16 protein-coding genes are annotated in these 19,595 nt (G+C 69.9%); 8 read left to right on the plus strand and 8 right to left on the minus strand.

Annotated features, from left to right (window positions below; all coding sequences use genetic code 11):
- The first annotated feature begins 83 nt into the window (after positions 1 to 83).
- Complete coding sequence (locus LQ772_RS00090) at positions 84 to 971, plus strand: LpxL/LpxP family acyltransferase (RefSeq protein ID WP_231322835.1); 888 nt, start codon at positions 84 to 86, stop codon at positions 969 to 971.
- 106 nt (positions 972 to 1,077) lie between these two features.
- Here LQ772_RS00090 and LQ772_RS00095 read toward each other — a convergent pair whose 3' ends face one another.
- The 3 genes from LQ772_RS00095 to LQ772_RS00105 form a co-directional block, all read right to left on the minus strand.
- The gene (locus tag LQ772_RS00095; protein WP_231322838.1) at positions 1,078 to 1,392 is read right to left on the minus strand and encodes a tetratricopeptide repeat protein; all 315 of its coding nucleotides are present in this window, start codon (positions 1,390 to 1,392) and stop codon (positions 1,078 to 1,080) included.
- Positions 1,389 to 3,095 (minus strand): ArnT family glycosyltransferase, encoded by a 1,707-nt coding sequence (locus tag LQ772_RS00100; RefSeq protein ID WP_231322840.1) that lies wholly within the window; start codon positions 3,093 to 3,095, stop codon positions 1,389 to 1,391. Before LQ772_RS00100 ends, LQ772_RS00095 begins: the two co-directional genes overlap by 4 nt.
- A 73-nt stretch (positions 3,096 to 3,168) precedes the next feature.
- The gene (locus LQ772_RS00105; protein ID WP_231322843.1) at positions 3,169 to 4,212 is read right to left on the minus strand and encodes a CDP-glycerol glycerophosphotransferase family protein; all 1,044 of its coding nucleotides are present in this window, start codon (positions 4,210 to 4,212) and stop codon (positions 3,169 to 3,171) included.
- A gap of 62 nt (positions 4,213 to 4,274) precedes the next feature.
- Here LQ772_RS00105 and LQ772_RS00110 point away from each other — a divergent pair, with 62 nt between their 5' ends.
- The gene (locus LQ772_RS00110) at positions 4,275 to 5,042 is read left to right on the plus strand and encodes a glycosyltransferase family 2 protein (protein ID WP_231322845.1); all 768 of its coding nucleotides are present in this window, start codon (positions 4,275 to 4,277) and stop codon (positions 5,040 to 5,042) included.
- Here LQ772_RS00110 and LQ772_RS00115 read toward each other — a convergent pair.
- The 5 genes from LQ772_RS00115 to def form a co-directional block, all read right to left on the minus strand.
- On the minus strand, positions 5,005 to 6,312 hold the full coding sequence (locus tag LQ772_RS00115; RefSeq protein ID WP_231322847.1) for an O-antigen ligase family protein: 1,308 nt from the start codon (positions 6,310 to 6,312) through the stop codon (positions 5,005 to 5,007). The genes LQ772_RS00110 and LQ772_RS00115 overlap by 38 nt on opposite strands.
- Positions 6,309 to 8,030, minus strand: a complete 1,722-nt coding sequence (locus LQ772_RS00120; RefSeq protein ID WP_231322849.1) for an ArnT family glycosyltransferase — start codon at positions 8,028 to 8,030, stop codon at positions 6,309 to 6,311. Before LQ772_RS00120 ends, LQ772_RS00115 begins: the two co-directional genes overlap by 4 nt.
- A gap of 61 nt (positions 8,031 to 8,091) precedes the next feature.
- Positions 8,092 to 9,387: a 16S rRNA (cytosine(967)-C(5))-methyltransferase RsmB gene (rsmB, locus tag LQ772_RS00125; protein WP_231322851.1), complete on the minus strand. Its 1,296-nt coding sequence runs from the start codon at positions 9,385 to 9,387 to the stop codon at positions 8,092 to 8,094.
- A 100-nt stretch (positions 9,388 to 9,487) separates the two neighbouring features.
- Positions 9,488 to 10,417, minus strand: a complete 930-nt coding sequence (gene fmt / locus LQ772_RS00130) for a methionyl-tRNA formyltransferase (RefSeq protein WP_231322852.1) — start codon at positions 10,415 to 10,417, stop codon at positions 9,488 to 9,490.
- A complete protein-coding gene (def, locus tag LQ772_RS00135; RefSeq protein ID WP_231322854.1) occupies positions 10,414 to 10,923 on the minus strand; it encodes a peptide deformylase in 510 nt (169 codons plus the stop codon). Before def ends, fmt begins: the two co-directional genes overlap by 4 nt.
- A gap of 193 nt (positions 10,924 to 11,116) precedes the next feature.
- On the opposite strand from def, the gene LQ772_RS00140 reads away from it, so the two are divergent.
- From LQ772_RS00140 to purD, 6 genes are all read left to right on the plus strand, one after another.
- A complete protein-coding gene (locus LQ772_RS00140) occupies positions 11,117 to 12,244 on the plus strand; it encodes a LysM peptidoglycan-binding domain-containing protein (protein ID WP_231322856.1) in 1,128 nt (375 codons plus the stop codon).
- 80 nt (positions 12,245 to 12,324) lie between these two features.
- Positions 12,325 to 13,440, plus strand: coding sequence for a DNA-processing protein DprA (gene dprA / locus LQ772_RS00145; protein ID WP_231322858.1), 1,116 nt, complete (start codon positions 12,325 to 12,327; stop codon positions 13,438 to 13,440).
- Between the two features lie 162 nt (positions 13,441 to 13,602).
- Complete coding sequence (locus LQ772_RS00150) at positions 13,603 to 16,083, plus strand: DNA topoisomerase I (RefSeq protein WP_231322860.1); 2,481 nt, start codon at positions 13,603 to 13,605, stop codon at positions 16,081 to 16,083.
- Positions 16,084 to 16,085: 2 nt separating this feature from the next.
- Positions 16,086 to 16,658, plus strand: a complete 573-nt coding sequence (tsaC, locus tag LQ772_RS00155; RefSeq protein WP_231322862.1) for an L-threonylcarbamoyladenylate synthase type 1 TsaC — start codon at positions 16,086 to 16,088, stop codon at positions 16,656 to 16,658.
- Positions 16,659 to 16,793: 135 nt separating this feature from the next.
- Positions 16,794 to 18,176: an AMP-binding protein gene (locus LQ772_RS00160; protein ID WP_275045767.1), complete on the plus strand. Its 1,383-nt coding sequence runs from the start codon at positions 16,794 to 16,796 to the stop codon at positions 18,174 to 18,176.
- A 128-nt stretch (positions 18,177 to 18,304) separates the two neighbouring features.
- A complete protein-coding gene (gene purD / locus LQ772_RS00165) occupies positions 18,305 to 19,591 on the plus strand; it encodes a phosphoribosylamine--glycine ligase (RefSeq protein WP_231322864.1) in 1,287 nt (428 codons plus the stop codon).
- Positions 19,592 to 19,595 lie beyond the last annotated feature (4 nt).

The raw sequence follows: 19,595 nt of genomic DNA on the forward strand, positions 1-19,595 counted from the left end.
GAGCGTCTCCGGTCCTGCGCTTAACGGCAGGGTCGGCGTTCCCTTTACCTTGCGCCGGAAGGCGCGGCAAGCGGCAGTCCTCCATGCGCCCCGACATCTACGTGCTCTATCTCCTGCTGCGCCTGTTCGGGTTGCTCCCGCTGCGGCTGCTCCATGCCGCGGGCGCGGGCCTGGGGCGGCTGTCGTTGTGGGCGCGCGGACGCACCGCGCACGACACCACGGTCAACCTGTCGATCGCCCGGCCCGGGCTGGATCGGTCCGTCCATGCCGCGCTGCTGCGCCAGGTCATGGCCGAAGGCGGCAAGTCGATCACCGAAATCGTCAAGGTCTGGGGCGCGGGCCCGGAAAAGATGCTGGGGCTGGTGCGCGAGGTGCGCGGCGGCGAACTGCTGGACGCGGCAGTGGCCAGGGGCAAGGGCGTGGTCATCGCCGCGCCGCACCTGGGTTGCTGGGAACTGCTCAACTACTGGCTGTGCAGCCGCATGCCGATGGCGATCCTGTACCGCCCGCCGCGGCTGGCCGTGATCGAGCCCCTGCTGCGCCGCGTGCGTGGCGCGCTGGCGCCCGAGCAGGTGCGCGCCGAGGGCGCGGGCGTGCGCACGCTGTACAAGCGCCTGGCCGCGGGCGGCACGATCGGGATCCTTCCCGACCAGAAGCCGCGGGCCGGCGAGGGCGAGGCGGCGCCGTTCTACGGACGCGATGCGCTGACCATGGTGCTGCTGCCGCGCCTGGCAGCGCGCACCGGCGCGACGGTGCTGTTTGCCTTTGCCGAGCGGCTGCCGCGCGGGGAGGGGTTCCGCATCCATCTGTTGCCGGCGCCAGAGGGACTGGACGACGCCGACCCGCACCGCGCCTGCGCGGCGCTCAACCGCGGCGTGGAAACCTGCGTGGAGCGCGCCTTCGTGCAATACCAGTGGCATTACCGGCGCTGGTCGGGGCACGGGCTGCCCAATCCCTACAAGCGCGGGTGAGCGTGTCGTTCGCCCGTTCATGGGGGAACGCTCAGGCCGCGAGAGGCGGCAGCAGGGTGGGCTTCAGTCCAACCCCTCTATGGGAAAAGCCGGTCGAAAGGCCGCCCTACGCGAGACGCCGCAGGAACACGGCCATTTCCTTCTCCGCCTGCTTGTCGCCGCGCTGGCTGGCCGCGGCGATACCCTGACGCCAGGCTTCGGCGGCGCCAGCGCGGTCTTCCATCGCCAGGCAGGCTTTGCCGAGCAGCTTCCACGCAGCCGAATAGGCCGGATCGAAAACCAGCGCCCGGCGCAGCTCCTCGACCGCCTCGGCCGCCCGTCCCTCGCCCAGCAACGCGTTACCCAGCGAGAAGCGCAACAGGGCGCCATCGCGCGGACCGCCGCACTGCGCACGCAGGCCGGCGATCAGCGCGACGTTCACGGCAACTGCCGCGAGCGGCCGTCGGGATTGGGGAAGACCCGGGTGGGCTGGGCCGGTTCGGGCGGACGGTGACCGGTGCGCAGGTCGGCCAGCGAGGTTGCCGGCCAGACCACCACCCAGGAGGAGCGGAACGGCTGCGCGAGCAGCGGATAGCGCAGCGCGGCCGCGTCGAGCTTGTCCGGATGGGTCACGATCAGGCCGTTGGGGTGGGCGCGCGCGAAGGCGGCAATGGCGTCGTCCCCGTGCAGCTCCGTGATCGGATGGTCCAACCGCCCGGCGAAATGGAACTGGCCCTCGTACACGCCGGCGTAGCCGATCGATCGATTCTGCGCGTCCGCCGCGCCCAGCAGCCGGGTCGCCGGCGTGAGGTCGTAGCGCGGCCACAGGGTCAGGGTGAACAGCGTATTGATCGCCAGCGTGCCGAGCAGGCCGGCGAAGGCCAGGCGGCGCATCTCGCCGCGACCGCGCAACAGCAGCAGCGCACCGAGCAGCAGGAACACCACGGCGAAGAACCGGCTGTAGCCGGCGGTGGTGTCGAACCATTCACCGTGCAGCCGCCCGCTGGCGACCAGCCAGGGCAGCACGAACAGGAACACGCCGAAGACGATGCCGCCCACGGCCAGCGGCCATGTACCCAGCCAACGGTTGTAGGCCAGCTCGGGCCGCCGCTCGCGCAGCAACGCGATGGCCCCGGCCAGCAGCAGCACGGCACCGGCGAATTCCGGCAGCGGGTAGTACAGCTGCTTGCCGCTGATCAGCGAGAAGGTGACGAACACCGGCACCACCCAGCACAGCGCGAAGCGCACGCCGGCGTCCAGCGGGCGGCGCAACATCGCCAGCGCCACCCAGGCGCGCGGCCAGCCGCTGAACGGGAACATCAGCAGTGGCAGCGCCAGCACGTACCACCACATCGGGCGGGCGTGGTCGAACGCGTTCACCACGCGGCCGGCGGTCTGGGTGAAGAACAGCCGCTGCCGATACGCCTCGCCGCCGCTGAACCCGGCAGGCAGCGCCCACGCCAGCAGCATGGCGAAGCCGAGCAGGAAGGCGAGCAGGCCGCGGCCGTACCAGCGCGCGCGATGCTGGTTCGCCCAGTCGTTCCACAGCGGGCCGAGCAGCCACGGGAACACCACGTGCAGAGCCATCACGGGTCCCTTGGTGAGCAGTCCCAACCCGAGACAGATGCCGAACAGCCACCAGCGCGGTTCATCCCGCGTGCGCGTGCGCGTCAGGCACAACAGCGCGGCCAGCGACCACACGGCCAGCAGCACGTCGTACATGATCTGCAGGCCGAACAGGAACGCATACGCCAACGCCAGCAGCATCCACGGCGCGGCACGTGCTACCCACGGGCGGTCCGGGAACAGCCGCCGCGCCAGCGCCGCGATCAGCACCAGCTGGCTGCCGCCGAAGATCACCTCCAGCACGCGCGGCCAGACGTCGCTGACCCCGAAGGCGAACCAGCCGGCATGGATCATCCAAAACAGGAGCGGCGCCTTTTCGCTGTAGGGCGCGCCGTTGTTGTAGGGCACCAGCCAATGGCCGTGGCTCCACATTTCCCAGGCCACAGCCAGCGTGCGGGTCGAATACAGCGGCATCGGCCCGTGCGAGAAGATCGCCAGCAGCGCGGCCAGCGCCCACAACGGCAGCCAGGGCCAGAGGGCGCGCAGGTGTTCGGTTCGGCTGTAGGCGTTAGGCGGCACGGGCGGGAAGTCGTCGGCGGGAAGGGACGGAAGTTTAGCCTGTTCGCCGTGGACGCCCGTGTGCGCTGGCGCGTCAGTCGGGCAGCAGCGCGCGCACGTCGCGTGAAGCCTGCCAGCGCCGCCACAGATTCAACGGCTTGCGCGCAAGCCGGCCGTAGCCGCCGGTGAGCAGGCGGTCGGTGGCGGCCAGCACCCGCTCGCTGGAGCGGCCATCGCGGTAAGGGTGGATGGCGGCGGCATGGTCGGCCAGCGCCTGCATCAGCGCCGCCGGATGGGACAGCGCGGCGGCGATCGCCGCGTCCACCAGCGAGGGCTCGGCCACGTCGAGCATGAACGGCTTGGGTCGCCGATTGCGCAGCGTGACCACCGGCTTCAGCTGCACCGCGAACTCGTCGATGACCGACGAGGTGTCGCAGACCAGCACGTCGGCGGCGCGCAGCATGTCCAGCAGCCTGTCCGATTCGTAGAAGCGCGCGAACGGGCCTTCCAGGCTTCGATAGCGGGCGATGAGTTCGGCGTCGCACTTTGGATGCAGGGTGAGCAGCCAATGGCGGTCACCGCGTGCGGTCAGCACGCGAAGGGTGTCGACCATCGCGCGCGCGGAGCTCAGCGACTCGGTGAAGGTGGCCGCGTACATCGCCACCGGCTTGCCGTCTTCGGGACGCAGCGAGGGCGCGTCCGGCGTCGGCGCGAACAGCGGATCGAGCTTGGGCCAGCCGGTTTCGGCCACCGCGAAATAGCGCTGCTCGCGCGCCAGCACCTCGAACGGCGCGGTGGTCGCCGGGCCTTGCGTGCAATAGAGGTCGAAGAACCCGCGCAGGCGGAAGTGGCCGCGATCGGGCTCGCGCTTTTCCGCGTTGAAACCGTGGAAGACCTGCACCTTGGCCCCAGGCAAGGAAGGCGCTACCCAGTTGGCGGCGCAGAACACCGCTTGCGGCGCCAGAGCGCGCACCGCGCGCGCCGAGCGCAGCCGCGTCTCGTCCGCGCGCAGGTAGCCGGCCACCGATTCGGGCACCACCCAGCCCACGCGCTGGCCCGCGCGCTGCGCTGCCACGGCCAGCGGACGCAGGATCGGCAGCGCATAAAGCTCGGTGGCGAACAGCAGGCACGAATCCATGGCGGGCATCAGGCGGGCACAAGCTGGCATTATGCCGCCACCGTTCCCGCGTCGGTCTCCGGATGAGCCGTACCCCGATCTCCGCCTGCATCATCACCTTCAACGAGGCCGATCGCATCGACGATTGCCTGGCCTCGCTGGCGTTCTGTGACGAGGTGGTGGTGGTCGATTCCGGTTCCTCCGACGACACCCGCGCACGCGCCCAGGCGCATGGTGCACGCGTGATCGAGCGGCCGTTCGACGGCTTCCGCAGCCAGAAGGCCTTCGCGGTGGAACAGGCGCGGCACGACTGGGTGCTGTGTCTGGACGCCGACGAGCGCGTCGATGCCACCTTGCGGGCGAGCATCGAAGCGGCGCGCGATCGCGGATTCCCCGGCGCGGCCGGCTACCGGTTCGCGCGGTTGTCCGAATATTTCGGCGCCTTCCTGCGCCACGGCAACGCCTACCCGGACCGCGTGCTGCGGCTGTTCGACCGGCGTCGTGGGGGTTGGCGCGGCGAGCGGGAAATCCATGAGGCGGTCAGCCTCGATGGGCCACGGAAGACGCTGGCCGGAAACCTCGAGCATCACCCGTACCGCTCGCTCTCCGAGCAACTGGCCAAGCAGGAGCGCTACGCGCAGATGATGGCCGAGTACCAGCACGCGCGCGGCAAGCGGGCGAAGCTGCGGCACATCCTGCTCAACCCGTGGTGGCGATTCGTGCGCGGCTACGTGCTCCGCGGCGGCTTCCTGGACGGCTGGCGCGGCCTGCTCTACGCGCTGGTGCGCGTGGAATACGTCCGGCGCAAGGCAATCAAGCTGTGGTTGCTGGATCGGGGTTATCGCCCCTGACGCGGATCAGGTAACCGACCCTGAGCGCGAGCCCGAGCACCAGGAAGAAGAAGAACGACTGCGACATCACGCGGTAGAACACGCTCTCGCCCAGCGCGCACAGCAGGTAGAGCACGACGATGGCCAATCCGGCCGTGGCGGTCGCCGCGACCGTGTCGTCGGCATCGCGCGTCCAGCGCGCGAAGTAGCGCAGCGCCAGTATGAACACCGCCAGCACCGCCAGCAGCAGCGGCAGGCCGCCGGTTGCCAGGGCGCGCAGGTATTCGTTGTGCGGCTGGTTGTAGCGGGCGATTGTCGGATCGCTGCGGCCGGCGGCGATCTCGGCCTGCGCATAGTCCGCATACCGGTCCACGCCGACGCCGGCCAGTGGATGCTCGCCGAATGCGCGCAGTGCGGTGCGCCACATCTCCAGCCGCTCGCCCACCGACCCGTCCGGGTCGCCCTGGTCGAAACCGGCGACCTCCTGCTGGATCGTGGTAAAGCGTCCCAGCATGGCGCCGTGCAGCGTGGCGGTGGCGATCGCGCCACCCAGGCACACGGCCACTCCGAGCGCCAGGCTCCAGCGCCAGCGGCGGGTGCGCCGTGCCTGCACCAGCAGCACCAGCAGGAACGCCGGCACGAAGGCCAGCAGCGGGCCTCGGCTCTGCGTCAGCAGTGCGCCGTACATGCCGAACGCCATGCCGCCACCGTGCAGCCACCAGCGCCAGCTGCCCGGCCGGGCACGCAGCAGCTGCACCAGCGCCAGCAGCGCCAGCCCGAGCAGCAGCGTGGCGCATTCGATCGCGCTCGAACCACCGCCGTTGAGGCCGTAGGCGCGCCCCACGTGCAGCCAGTAATGCTGCACCAGGCAGACCGCGCCCAGGCCGATGGCGGTCAGGCTGAAGGTCGACCACACCAGGGTCATGCACAGTTGCCGCGCGAACACCGCGGCCACGACCACATACAACAGCACGTGCGCGGCGTGGTCCAGCGGCCGCCAGCCCAGGCCGTGCCAAAGCACGTTGGCCACGTCCAGCGCGATCAGCAGCACCGAAGGGATCACCACCGCCGCCGCGGCGCGGTAGCCCTGGCGCACCGGCGCGCGCCAGAGCAGGCCCAGCCCGCAGAAGAACAGCAGCGCCGCCGGCAGCGCCTTGATGTCCGGTTCGACCGAGAAGGACAGCGGCATCAGCGCTACCAGCGCCGAGAGCGCCCAGGCCGGCCAGGCCTGCCAGACGGGTTGCACCTGCTCCTGACGGTTCACCGCCATCTCGGGACTGCGCGCGCTCATTCGGGCACCCTGGCGTCGGCGGCCTCGGCGGAGGGATCGGGCACGCAACCGGGAATCACTGCATCAGCCTTGAACAACCACCACTCGCGGCGGTTGGCATGGCCCAGGTCGATGGCGCGGTCGCGACGCACGCAAGCGCCCATCGCAGGCTCCTGCACGAACAACCAGCGATGCGCCGGATCGGTGGCCTGCCAGGCGACCGCGTGGGCGTATTGCCGCGTCCACGGCTGGGTGAAGCCGAAATCCTTTGCCGGACGGTCGAGCATGAGCAGGTTCTGTTCCTTCCAGGCGACCAGGCCGACCTCATCGGCCGGACCCAGCTGCGCGCGCACCTTGCTCATCAGCCCCGCGGCGGAACTGGAGTCGTTGAGCCGAGGCGCGATGCCTACGCTCCAGCCCAGCCACAATGCTGCCATGCCGCCGCAGACCGCCCATGCCGCGCCGCGCAGCCGCAATGCTGCCACCAGCGCCAACTGCACCGCGCCGATCGCCGCAAGCCAGCCGAACAGCGCCTGTGCGCCGCCGTCGAAACCGCGGCGCGCCGCCCATTGCGCGGCGGCCGGCGGATGCGCGATGAGCGCGTATGCGCCTACCACCAGCAGCAGCGTGCCGAACAACGCGGTGAACGCGAGACCGGCGGCCCGCAACCAGCGCGCCTGCAGCAACTCGCCGATGAACGGCGCGCTGGCCAGCGCGACCATCGGCAGCGTCGGCAGGATGTAGACGTCGCGCTTGCCGGCGGGAATCGAGAAGAACACCAGCACCAGTGCCACCCACGCCAGCGGCAGCATCAACCGCGCGTCCTTCGCTTTCAGCGCGCGCCACCAGCGGGGCAGCGTGCCCGGGTAGGTCAGCGATAGCGGCAACCAGCTGAACAGCACGATCGGCAGGTAGTAGAGCGGCGAGTGGATGTGACCCCACGAGTTGGCGTAGCGGTCGGCGGTCTGGTGGAACAGGATGTCGCGCACGTAGGCGGCGTAGGCGGGGCTTTCCGGATGCGCGCGCGCGGCCAGCAGCATCGGGACGAGCCACAGGGCAATCGCCGCCAGCACGGCAAGCAGGCCAAGCCACCAGCGCATCGCCTGGCCGCGGCCCATTCGCGCCACGCCGTCCCACCCGCGCAGCGCGAAGGCGTAGGGGATGAACAAAAGAAGCGGCAGGAAGCCGACCCCTTTGGTGATCACCCCCAGCCCGGCACAGAAGCAGCCCAGCCAGTACGCACGCCAGTTCGGGCCCAGCAGCATGTGCCGGAGCAAACCCCAGTTGCCGGCGGTGATCAGGAACATCACCAGCGGGTCGATCTGCGCGCGCTTGACCTGATAGACGAACTGGAACGCCAACAACAGGCCGGCCGCCGCGTACAGCCCCGCCTGCCGGTTCCACAGCCGACGGCCCAGGTCGTAGATCAGGGCCAGCGAGCCGAGCGCGGCGAGCAGCGAGGGCAACAGGAACGCAATGCGCCAGTTGCGCACGATTTCGAAACTCACCGCCTCGGTCCACATCAGCACCGGCGGCTTGTCGGCATACAGCTCGCTGCCGCGGTGCGGAAACATCCAGTCGCCGCCTTCGACCATCTGCTTGGCCGCCAGCGTGAAACGCGGCTCGTCGGACGGCCAAGGATCGCGCATGCCGATGCCGGCGCCGATCACCACCAGGGCGGTCAGCATGAGCAGCCAGAAGCGGCGGCGGTCGAGTGGGCTGGCGTGGGGAGGGGCCATGGGCGATCCGTGCGGAACAGCAAACGTTGTAACCGGGCTGGGCTTACCGTGTGCTGAGCCGTTACTGCTTTACGAGGACGGCATAGTACATGCCGTCCAGGTCGCCATCGCCGGGCAGGATCTGCCAGCCGACCGCGGCGGCCTGGCCCGTCGGCAAGGCAAACGGCAGTGGGCGCGCGTCAGCGGCGGTGGCGAGCAGGGACTGCACCGCCGCTTCGTTTTCCGCGCGCAGCAGCGAGCAGGTCGCGTAGACCAGCTTCCCGCCCGGCTTGAGCAGAGGCCACAACGCGCCGAGGATGCGTTGCTGCAGGGCGGCCAGCGCGGGGATGTCGCTCTCGCGCCGGTGCAGCCGTACGTCCGGCCGGCGGCGCAGCACGCCGGTAGCCGAGCAGGGCGCGTCGATGAGGATGCGGTCGTAGGGCTGGCCGTCCCACCAAACCTCCGGCGCGGCGGCATCGCCGGCCAGGAGCGTGGCGTGCAGGCCGAGCCGGTCCAGGTTCTGACCGATCCGGCGCAGGCGGACCGGATCCGAATCCAGCGCGGTCAGCGCCAGGTCGCTGCGCTCGAGCACGTGGCAGGCCTTGCCGCCGGGCGCGGCGCAGGCATCGAGCACGCGCTGGCCGGGGCGGGCGTCGAGGAGGTCGGCGGCAACCTGGGCGGCGCCGTCCTGTACCGCGAATTCGCCTGAAGCGAAGCCGGAAAGCCGGGTGATGTCCCCACTGTGGGGGAGCATAATGGCATCGACCAGCCATGGGTGCGCCGACGCGGTCTGGCCGTCCAGGTGCAACCGTTCGAGCAGCGCCTCGCGGGTGGTGACCCGACGGTTGGCGCGCAGCATCAGCGGAGGTTCGATGTTGTCGGCTGCCAAGACCGTCTCGGCGTGGATGGGCCAATCGCGGGCGATGGCGTCGGCCAGCCAGGGCGGATGCGCGTGGCGGGTCGGCGGCGAGGCGTCGAGCGCGGCCAGCAGGTCGGTGCGCTCGCGTTGCCAGCGGCGCAGCACGGCGTTGACCAGCCCGGCCAGGCGCGGGCGCTTGAGCGCGCGGGTGGCCTCGACGGTGGCGGCCACCGCGGCGTAATCCTGCAACTGGAGGATCTCCAGCTGCACCAGCCCGAGCACCAGCAGCGCGTGTACCTGCGGCTCCTTGCGGCGCAGCGGCTGGGCCAGCAGGCGGTCGAGCGCGGGATCGAAGCGAAGCCACCAGCGCGCGCCTTCGCTGAGCAGGGCCATCAGCAGGGCGCGGTCGCGTGGATCGGGGAGTTTCGGCGCGTGGCGCTCCATCGCCTCGCGCAGCGAGGTGCCGCGCAGGGCGATTTCCGCCAGCGCGGTGGCGGCGAGGGCGCGGGTGTCGGTCATTGCCACGGAGCGTCAGGCGACGCGCTCGTTGCGCGTCCCCGCGAGCCTTCGCTCCTCACCGCGATCCCCTCGCCGGAGGGGAGGGGAAGCAGCAACGGGTTCACTTGAGAGCTCCACGCAGTTCGGGGCGTGCGTTGAGGTAGTCGGCGGCGGTGATGCGCTTGCCACCGGGGCGCTGCAGCGCGGTCACGCGCAGCGCGCCTTCGCCGCACGCCAGTTCGATGCCATCGCGACTGGCGGCGAGTACCTCGCCCGGCGTGGCGTCGTGGGCGCGATCAACGGCCCGCGCGCCCCAGATACGCACGCTCTCGCCGGCGATCGCACCCTCGGCCACTGGCCAGGGGTCGAACGCGCGCACGGTGCGTTCGAGCTCGAGTGCCCGTCGCGCGAAATCCAGCTTGGCCTCGGTCTTGTCGAGCTTGTGCGCGTAGGTCACGCCTTCGTCCGGCTGTGGCATGGCCATCAAAGTTTCGCCGTCCAGCGCGCGGCGCAGGCCCTCGGCGAGCACCTCGGCCCCGAGCGCCGACAGGCGGTCGTGCAGCGTGCCGCCCGTCTCGTCCGGGCCGATCGGCGTGCGCCTTTCCAGCAGCACCGGGCCGGTATCCAGGCCTGCTTCCATACGCATCAGGTCCACGCCGCTCTCGCTGTCGCCGGCGAGGATCGCGCGCTGGATCGGCGCCGCCCCGCGCCAGCGCGGCAGCAGGCTGGCGTGCACGTTCCAGCAGCCCAATCGCGGGATGGCCAGCACCTTGCGCGGCAGGATGAGGCCGTAGGCGACGACCACCATCAGGTCGGGCGCATACGCCGCCAGGGTGGCCTGCGCCTGGGCCGACTTCAGCGATTCGGGTTGTTCGACCGGCAGCCCGGCCGCCAGCGCCGCCTGCTTCACCGCGCTGGGAGCGAGCTTGCGGCCGCGGCCGGCGGGCCGGTCGGGCTGGGTATAGACGGCCACCACCTGCGCGCCGCTGGCGCGGCAGGCTTCCAGGCAGGGAACGGAAAACTCCGGCGTGCCGGCGAAGACGATCCTCAAGCGCTCGCCGCCTGCTTGCGCTGCTTTTCCATGCGCTTGAGCAGCATGTTGCGCTTGAGCGGCGACAGGTAATCGACGAACACCTTGCCGGCCAGGTGGTCCAGCTCGTGCTGGATGCACACCGCCAGCGGGCCCTCGGCCTCCACGGTGAATTCCTTGCCGTCGACGTCCCGCGCCCTGACCGTGACCTTCAGCGCCCGGGTGACGTCGGCATAGATGCCGGGGAAGGACAGGCAGCCCTCCTGATACACCTGGGTGCCTTCCTTGCCCACGATTTCGGCGTTGATCAGCGCCAGCGGCTGGTTGCGCTGATCGCTCATGTCGGCGACCAGCACGCGCTGGTGCACGTTGACCTGCGTCGCGGCCAGGCCCACGCCGTTGGCTTCGTACATGGTCTCGAACATGTCGGCGACGAACTGCTTGAGCTCGGCGTCGAAGACGGTCACAGGCGCGGCCCGGGTGCGCAGCCGGGGGTCGGGGAATTCAAGAATGGTCAGCACGGACATGATCGATACCTCGGAGCGCCTGAAAAGATGCGGGCAATTCGTCGTAACGAAAGCCCCGGCGCAAACTAGAATGAGCCTCATTGTACGGCGGCAAGCTCCCGTGCGGCAGGCGATTTTGCCAACTGCTCCCGGTTGCGGGCCTTCACCATTCGGTTACACTCGCCCGAGCCTCGGGGTAGGGGAATCTGAGCATATGATCAAGAAGTCCATCGGGCTGCTGGCCGGCATGCTGGTCACCGTGGCCGTGTACGCCGCCGGGGCCCAGTTGCGCGCCGATCACCCCGACACCTACACCGTGCGCCGCGGCGACACGCTGTGGGACATTTCGGCCAAGTTCCTGTCCAAGCCGTGGTTGTGGCCGGAAATCTGGCAGGCCAACCCGCAGGTACGCAATCCGCACCTGATCTACCCGGGCGACGTGCTCAACCTGTCCTTCATCAACGGGCCGCGGTTGAAGCTCGAGCCGAGCGCGCATCGCGAGACCGAGGCGGTGCCGGCGATCCCGCTGGACCAACTGCGCCTGTTCCTCAAGGACATGCGGGTGATGGACTCCAACGAGGTCAGCTCGGCGCCCTACGTGGTCGGCTTCGAAGAGGCCCGGCTGCGTGGCGCGGTCGGCCAGAACCTGTACGTGCGCGGCCTCAAGGGCGAGCCCGGGCAGCGTTGGGCGATCGTGCGTCCCAGCCACGTTTTCCGTGGCTTCGAACAGGACGACGCCAGCGACGCCGGGAACGAAATCGTCGGCCACACGCTGGACAGCAATGTCGCGATGGTCAGCTCGCCGTGGGAGGAGGACTTCCGCGACGACGGCCACTACGGCCGGGGTGAGGACCTGGGCGTGGAAGTCAGCGTGATCGGCACCGCCGAAACGCTGCGCGCAGGCGATCCGTCCACGCTGTTGCTGCTCGACTCCACCCAGGAAATCCGCAGTGGCGATCGCGTGTTGCCGCTGGATGGTCCGGCCTACGATCCGTACTACTACCCGCATGCGCCGAGCTCGGTGCCGGCCAACGCACGCGTGATCGCCTTCGCCGATGCGATGGACGCGGCCGGTCCACGCCAGGTGGTGGCCTTGTCGATCGGTGCGAAGGACGGCGTGGACAACGGCCAGACGTTCGCGATCTTCCAGCCCGGCGAGACCGTCCACGACGACGTGGCCAGCAGCAGCTGGAGCCGCGGCGCTGGCGAACACGTGACGCTGCCGGACGAGTTCGTCGGGCACGTGATGGTGTTCCGTACCTTCGATCGCGTGAGCTACGGCCTGGTGATGGACGGCCTGCGCCCGGTGCATCGCGGCGATCGCCTCGTGATGCCCGAATAACCAGCGTTTCGGTGTTGCCCGACACGACGGCGCGGCCTTGGCCGCGCCGTTTTTCGTTGGCGCAAACCTACACTGGGCGGATGAGTGACACGGATGCACTTCGCGCCTGGCTGATCCTGCTGCGCACCCCCGGCCTTGGCCTGGCCATGCTGCGCGAGCGGCTGGCGGCCGATCGCGACATCGTCGCCGTGCTGGCCCACTTGCGCGGTTCGCCCACCCGCCTGGGCGAGGCCGCCAGCGCGTGGCTACGGCGCCCGGACGAGGCGCGCCTGGCCGAGGACCTGGCCTGGCTCGACGCACCCGGCCATCGGCTGCTGTGCTGCACGGACGCGGACTTTCCCTCGCTGCTGGAACATATCCCGCAACCACCGGCGGCGCTGTTCGTCGAGGGCGATGCGGCCCTGCTCCTGCACCCGCAGGTCGCCATCGTCGGCGCGCGTGGCGCCACACCCGGCGGGCTGGCGCATGCGCGCCGCTTCGCCACGGCATTGGCGCAGGCCGGTTTCGTGATCACCAGCGGCATGGCCGATGGCGTCGATGGCGCCGCGCATGCCGCCGCGCTGGCGGCCGGTGCGTCGACCATCGCGGTAATCGGCACCGGCCCCGACCTCGTTTACCCGCGCAAGCACCAGGCCCTGGCCCAGGCGGTCGGGAGCCGGGGCGCCCTGGTAAGCGAGTTCCCGCCCGGCACAGCGCCGCGGGCGGACCATTTCCCGCGCCGCAACCGCCTGATCGCGGGGCTGTCGCTGGGCACGCTGGTGATCGAGGCGGGGCTGAAGTCCGGGTCGCTGATCACCGCGCGGCTGGCAGGGGAACAGGGCCGCGAGGTGTTCGCCCTGCCAGGCTCCGTGCACAACCCGCTGGCGCGCGGCTGTCACCGGTTGATCCGCGAGGGCGTGCGGCTGGTCGAGGAACCGGCCGAGCTGATCGAGGTGCTGGCGCCGGCGGCACGTGCGCTGGGTGTGGAACTGGCGACACGGCTGGCCGAGAGTCCGGCGGCGGCGTCCGCGACGTCGCCAGCGGACCCGGAACACCAGCGCCTGCGTCAGGCCCTGGGCCACGATCCGGCCACGCTGGACGAGCTGGCGACCCGTACCGGCCTGCCGTTGGCCGCGCTGTCCTCCACGCTGCTGATGCTGGAGCTGGATGGCCAGGTCGAAAGCCTTCCCGGCAATCGGTACCAGTGCGTCTCCTGACCCGCGGGCACCGATCGCGCGGGCGGGCTCTACTGTGGGAAATGGCGCCACATCGCGGTTTCACGCGATCCGGCTTGACAGTTCCGGCGAGCGCATGGCTCAACTAATAAAGAGTGTGCCCGCCGACCGGCGGCACGGAACGTTCCCGGAACCCCCCGCCCCATGGCCAAAAACCTCCTCATCGTCGAGTCGCCCGCCAAGGCCAAGACGATCAACAAATACCTCGGTACGGACTTCCAGGTCCTGGCCTCCTACGGCCACGTGCGTGACCTGAAGCCCAAGGAGGGCGCGGTCGATCCGGACAACGGCTTCGCGATGAAGTACGAAGTCATCGAGCGCAACGAAAAACACGTCGACGCGATCGCCAAGGCGGCCAAGGCGGCCGACGACATTTACCTCGCGACCGACTTGGATCGCGAAGGCGAGGCGATCTCCTGGCACATCAGCGAGATCCTCAAGGAGCGCGGCCTGACCGAAGGCAAGCGCATGCACCGGGTGGTGTTCTCCGAGATCACGCCCAAGGCGATCAAGGCGGCGGTCGCCGCGCCGCGCGACCTTTCGTACGACATGGTCGATGCCCAGCAGGCGCGTCGCGCGCTGGACTACCTGGTCGGCTTCAACCTCTCGCCGGTGCTGTGGCGCAAGGTGCAGCGCGGCCTTTCCGCCGGCCGCGTGCAGAGTCCGGCGCTGCGCATGATCGTCGAGCGCGAGGAGGAGATCGAGGCCTTCGTCGCTCGCGAGTACTGGACCGTCGAGGCGAAGCTCAAGCACGCCGACGGCGACTTCGGCGCGCGCCTGACCCGGCTCAACGGCAAGAAGTTCGAGCAGTTCGACCTCACAAACGAGGCCGATGCGATGGCTGCCCGCGGCGCGCTCAAGGACGCCGCGCACGGCCGCCTGACCGTCAGCGAGGTGACCTCCAAGGAGCGCAAGCGCCGCCCGGCACCGCCATTCACCACCTCCACGCTGCAGCAGGAAGCCGCACGCAAGCTCGGCTTCTCCACCAGCCGCACGATGAAGGTCGCCCAGGGTTTGTACGAGGGCGTGGGCCTGGGCAGCGAGGGTAACGTCGGCCTGATCACCTACATGCGTACCGACTCCACGGCGCTCTCCAGCGAGGCGACCGACGAGCTGCGCGCGCTGATCGCACGCGACTTCGGCAACGGTGCGCTGCCCGACGGCGTACAGGTCTACCGCACCAAGTCCAAGAACGCACAGGAGGCGCATGAGGCGGTCCGTCCGACTTCCGCGATGCGCACGCCGCGCCAGGTCGCCGCGTTCCTCAACGACGAGCAGCGCAAGCTGTACGAGCTGATCTGGAAGCGCACCGTCGCCTGCCAGATGATCCACGCGACGCTCAATACCGTGTCGGTAGATTTCGATCTGCCCCATGCCGCCGGCGGTCCCGCCGCGTTCCGCGCCACCGGCACCACCGTGGTCGATCCGGGCTTCCTGGCGGTGTACGAGGAAGGCCGCGACCAGAAGAGCGCCGAGGACGATGACGAAGCCCGCCGCCTGCCGCGCCTTTCCAAGGGCGAGCAGGTCGCGCTTTCCGACATCCTGGCCGACCAGCACTTCACCGAGCCGCCGCCGCGCTATTCCGAAGCCAGCCTGGTCAAGGCGCTGGAGGAATACGGCATCGGCCGACCGTCGACCTACGCCAGCATCATCCAGGTGCTGCAGAACCGCGAATACGTGTTCCTGGAGAACCGCCGCTTCAAGCCGACCGACGTCGGCCGCGCGGTGGGCAAGTTCCTCACCCAGCACTTCAACCAGTACGTCGACTACGACTTCACCGCCAAGCTCGAGGACGAGCTGGATGCGGTCAGTCGCGGCGAGGAAGCGTGGGTGCCGCTGATGGAGCGCTTCTGGCAGCCGTTCAAGACCCAGGTCGAGGAAAAGACCGAGTCGGTCGATCGCAGCGAGGCCACCGGCGCCCGCGAGCTGGGCATCGATCCGAAGAGCGGCAAGCCGGTTTCCGTGCGCCTTGGCCGCTACGGGCCGTACGCGCAGATCGGCGACAAGGACACCGACGAGAAGCTGCAGTTCGCGAGCCTGCGCCCCGGCCAGAGCATGCACACCATCACGCTCGAGGAGGCGATGGAACTGTTCAAGCTGCCGCGCCAGCTCGGACAATCCGAAAGCGGCGAAGAAGTGAGCGTGGGCATCGGTCGCTTCGGCCCGTTCGTGAAGCAGGGCAGCACCTACGCCTCGCTCAAGGCGGAAGACGACCCGTACACGATCGAGTTGCCGCGCGCGCTGCAGATCGTGAGCGAGAAGCTGGAGATGCTCGCCAACCGCGTGATCACCGACTTCGGCAATGGCGTGCAGGTGCTCAACGGCCGCTACGGGGCGTACATCACCGACGGCGAAAAGAACGCCCGCATCCCCAAGGACACCGAGCCAAAGGACCTGACCGAGGCGCAATGCCTGGAGCTGCTGGCGGCCGCGCCGGTCAAGAAGGGCCGCTTCGCACGCAAGAGCGCCACCAAACAGGCGGCTGCGAAGAAGGCCGCGCCGAAAAAGGCGGCCGCCAAGAAAGCGCCGGCGAAGAAGACCGCTGCCAAGAAGGCACCCGCCAGGAAGACGGCCAAGAAGGCCGCCACCAAAAAGGCGGCCGCGAAAAAGACCACCGACGCCTGACCATGACGGCGTGTTTCACCCTGGCCGAATGCGACGCTGCCGCCGCGCTGATGCGGCGCGGCGGCGTCCTGGCCTACCCGACCGAGGCGGTCTACGGCCTGGGCTGCGATCCGCGCGACCAGGATGCCTTCGAACGGCTGTTCGCGCTCAAGCAGCGACCGCCCACCCAGGGCGTGTTGCTGATCGCCGCCGACTTCAGCCAGGTCGAGCGCTACATCGACCGGGCCCGGGTGCCGGCCGACGTCATGGCGCAGGTGAAGGCCAGCTGGCCCGGGCCGAACACGTGGATCTTCCCCCGCACCGCGGAAGTGCCGCCCTGGGTGGCCGGCGCGCATGCGGGCATCGCCCTGCGCGTCACCGCCCATGCACCCGCCGCCGCGTTGTGCCGCGCCTGGGGCGGCGCGCTGGTATCGACCAGCGCCAACCCGCACGGCTCGCCGCCCGCGCGAAGCGCGCAGCAGGTGCTCGATTACTTCGGTGATGCGCTCGACGGCGTGCTCGATGCCCCGCTCGGCGGCCAGGAACGTCCCACGGTGATCCGCGATGCCCTCACCGGCGCTATCATCCGGGCCTGAGCGTCCAGGGGGCGCCCCGGGGTCGATGGAAGCCCCGCGGCGGGACAGCAACACACGCGCGCTTCACGCCGGCTTGCAACGGCCGGTTGCCATGCTGTGTGTGTCTGGCGCATGGCGAACTGGGAGATAAGCGGCTTGGCCATCGTTTACGACACGTTCCAGCGCGAGGCGCCGCAGCGCCTGGCGCTGCTGCATGCAGACACGCCCGCGCGCGTGCTGGCATGGCGCGATGGCGCACCGGTCAGCGCGGCGCAGTTCCTGGCCCACGTGCGCCAGGTCGCCGCCACGTTGCCGGGCGCCGGCGCGGCGGTGAACCTGTGCGAAGACCGCTACGCCTTCCTGCTCGCCTTCTGCGCCATCGTGCTGCGCGGCCAGACCAACTTGCTGCCTTCCTCGCGCGCCCCGCAGGCGGTCGACGAGGTGATGGCGGCGCATCCGGGTTGCTACGCGCTGGGCGAGCAGGTGCTCGATCCGGCACCGGTCGGGTACCACCGGTTGCCGGCATTGTCGGCCCCGCCGCTGGAGGAGGAGGTCGAGAGCTGGCCGCAGATCCCGGCGGATCAGGTGGTGGCGATCGGCTACACCTCCGGTTCCACCGGGGTGCCCAGCGCCAACCTCAAGACCTGGCGCAGCTTCCACGCCAGCAACGCGGGTAACCTGTCGATGCTGCGCGTGGCGGTCGGCGACAGCTTCGGGGTGATCGCCACGGTGCCGCCGCAACACATGTACGGCATGGAGATGAGCGTGGTGCTGCCGCTGCTGGGCGGCATCGGTGTGCACGCGGGACGGCCGTTCTTTCCCGCCGACGTCGCCGCAGCACTCGCCGACGTGCCCGAGCCGCGCGTGCTGGTGACCACCCCGGTTCACCTGCGTGCGCTGGTCGACTCGGGCATCGCGCTGCCGCCGCTGTCGGCGATGGTGTCGGCCACCGCGCCGATGCCGACCGAACTGGCGCAGGCGGCCGAGGAGCGCTTCGGCGCACCGCTGCTGGAAGTGTTCGGTTCCACGGAAACCTGCGTGTTCGCCAGCCGGCGCACGACCCGCGAGGCGGACTGGACCCTGTATCCGGACGTCCATCTCCACCCGCAGCCCGACGGCACCCAGGTGGACGCGCCGCAGCTGGACGCACCGCGGCTGCTGGCCGACATCGTCAGCCTGTCGGCGGACGGCCGTGCCTTCCGCCTGCGCGGGCGTCAGGCCGACATGCTGGAAATCGCCGGCAAGCGTGCGTCGCTGGGTGACCTGACCCGCCGTCTGCTAGCCATTCCCGGCGTCCAGGACGGTGTGGTGTTCCAGCTCGACGGCGGCGACACGCTCGGCGTGCACCGCATCGCCGCGCTGGCGGTGGCGCCGGAACTGGACGAGCACGCGATCCTCGACATCCTGCGCCGGGGGATCGACCCGGTATTCCTGCCGCGTCCGTTGCTGAAGGTCGCTGCCCTGCCGCGCAACGAGACCGGCAAGCTGCCGCGCGCGGCGCTGCTGGAGCTGCTCGACCGCCACCACACGCATCCGTAGGGCGCCTTCAGCCCGCCGTCCGGCACCAAGGCGGTGCGCTTGGCCCATCCTGCGTTCCAAAGCACCGTGCCGGCACCGCTACAATGCGCGCCTGCGCCGCGGGGCGCGCGACAGGCTTCGGAGAGCGCATGAAGGTTCTGGTGATCGGCAGCGGCGGGCGCGAGCATGCACTGGCGTGGAAGCTCAAGCAGTCGCCGCGGGTCAGCGAGGTGATCGTCGCTCCCGGCAACGCCGGCACCGCGCGCGAGCGTGGCGTGCGCAATGCCGACGTGGCGATGAACGACCTCGACGGCCTGCTCAAGCTGGCCAAGGCCGAGAAGGTCGAGCTCACCGTGGTCGGTCCCGAGGTGCCGCTGGTGGCCGGCGTGGTCGACCGCTTCCGTGCCGCCGGCCTGCGCATCTTCGGACCACGTGCGGTCGCTGCCCAGCTGGAAGGCTCCAAGGCCTTCGCCAAGGACTTCCTGCTCCGCCACAACATTCCGACCGCGCGCTACGCGGTGTTCAACGAACTCGACGCTGCGCTCGCCTACGTGCGCCAGCAGGGTGCGCCGATCGTGATCAAGGCCGACGGTCTGGCCGCCGGCAAGGGCGTGGTCGTGGCGCTGACCCTCGCCGACGCCGAGCAGGCGCTGCACGACATGCTCGGTGGCCACGTCTTCGGCAACGCTTCCGCGCGCGTGGTGATCGAGGAATTCCTCGACGGCGAGGAAGCGAGCTACATCGTGATGAGCGACGGCAGCCACGCGCTGCCGATGGCCTCCAGCCAGGACCACAAGCGCCGCGACGAGGGCGACCTCGGCCCGAACACCGGTGGCATGGGCGCCTACTCGCCGGCGCCGGTGGTCAACGCCGCGGTCGAGCAGCGCATCCTCAAGGAAGTGATCGAGCCGACCCTGCGCGGCATGGCCGCCGAGGGCGCGCCGTTCATCGGCTTCCTCTATGCGGGCCTGATGATCGACAAATCCGGCGCGCCCAAGGTGATCGAATTCAACGTGCGCTTCGGCGATCCGGAAACCCAACCGATCATGCTGCGCCTGAAGTCCGACCTGATCGAGCTGATCGAGGCCGCGCTGGACGGCGAGCTGCACCACACCCGCGCGCAGTGGGACAGCCGTCCCTCGATCGGCGTGGTGGTGGCGGCCGAGGGCTATCCCGGCCGCGTGCGCAGTGGCGACCCGATCGGCGGGCTCGATGGCGCCTTCGATCCCACGGTGAAGGTGTTCCATGCCGGTACGAAACTCGACGAGCAGGGCCGCGCCGCCACCGCCGGGGGACGCGTGCTGACCGTCTGCGCGCTGGGAAGCGATCTTGCCGCTGCACGTGAACACGCCTACGAGGCGGTTTCCAAGATCCATTTCAACGGCGCGTTCTGCCGGCGCGACATCGCGCACCGGGCGCTGCGGCGCGGGACCTGACGGG

The organism is Frateuria edaphi (assembly GCF_021117405.1).
GTDB classification, from domain to species: domain Bacteria; phylum Pseudomonadota; class Gammaproteobacteria; order Xanthomonadales; family Rhodanobacteraceae; genus Frateuria_A; species Frateuria_A edaphi.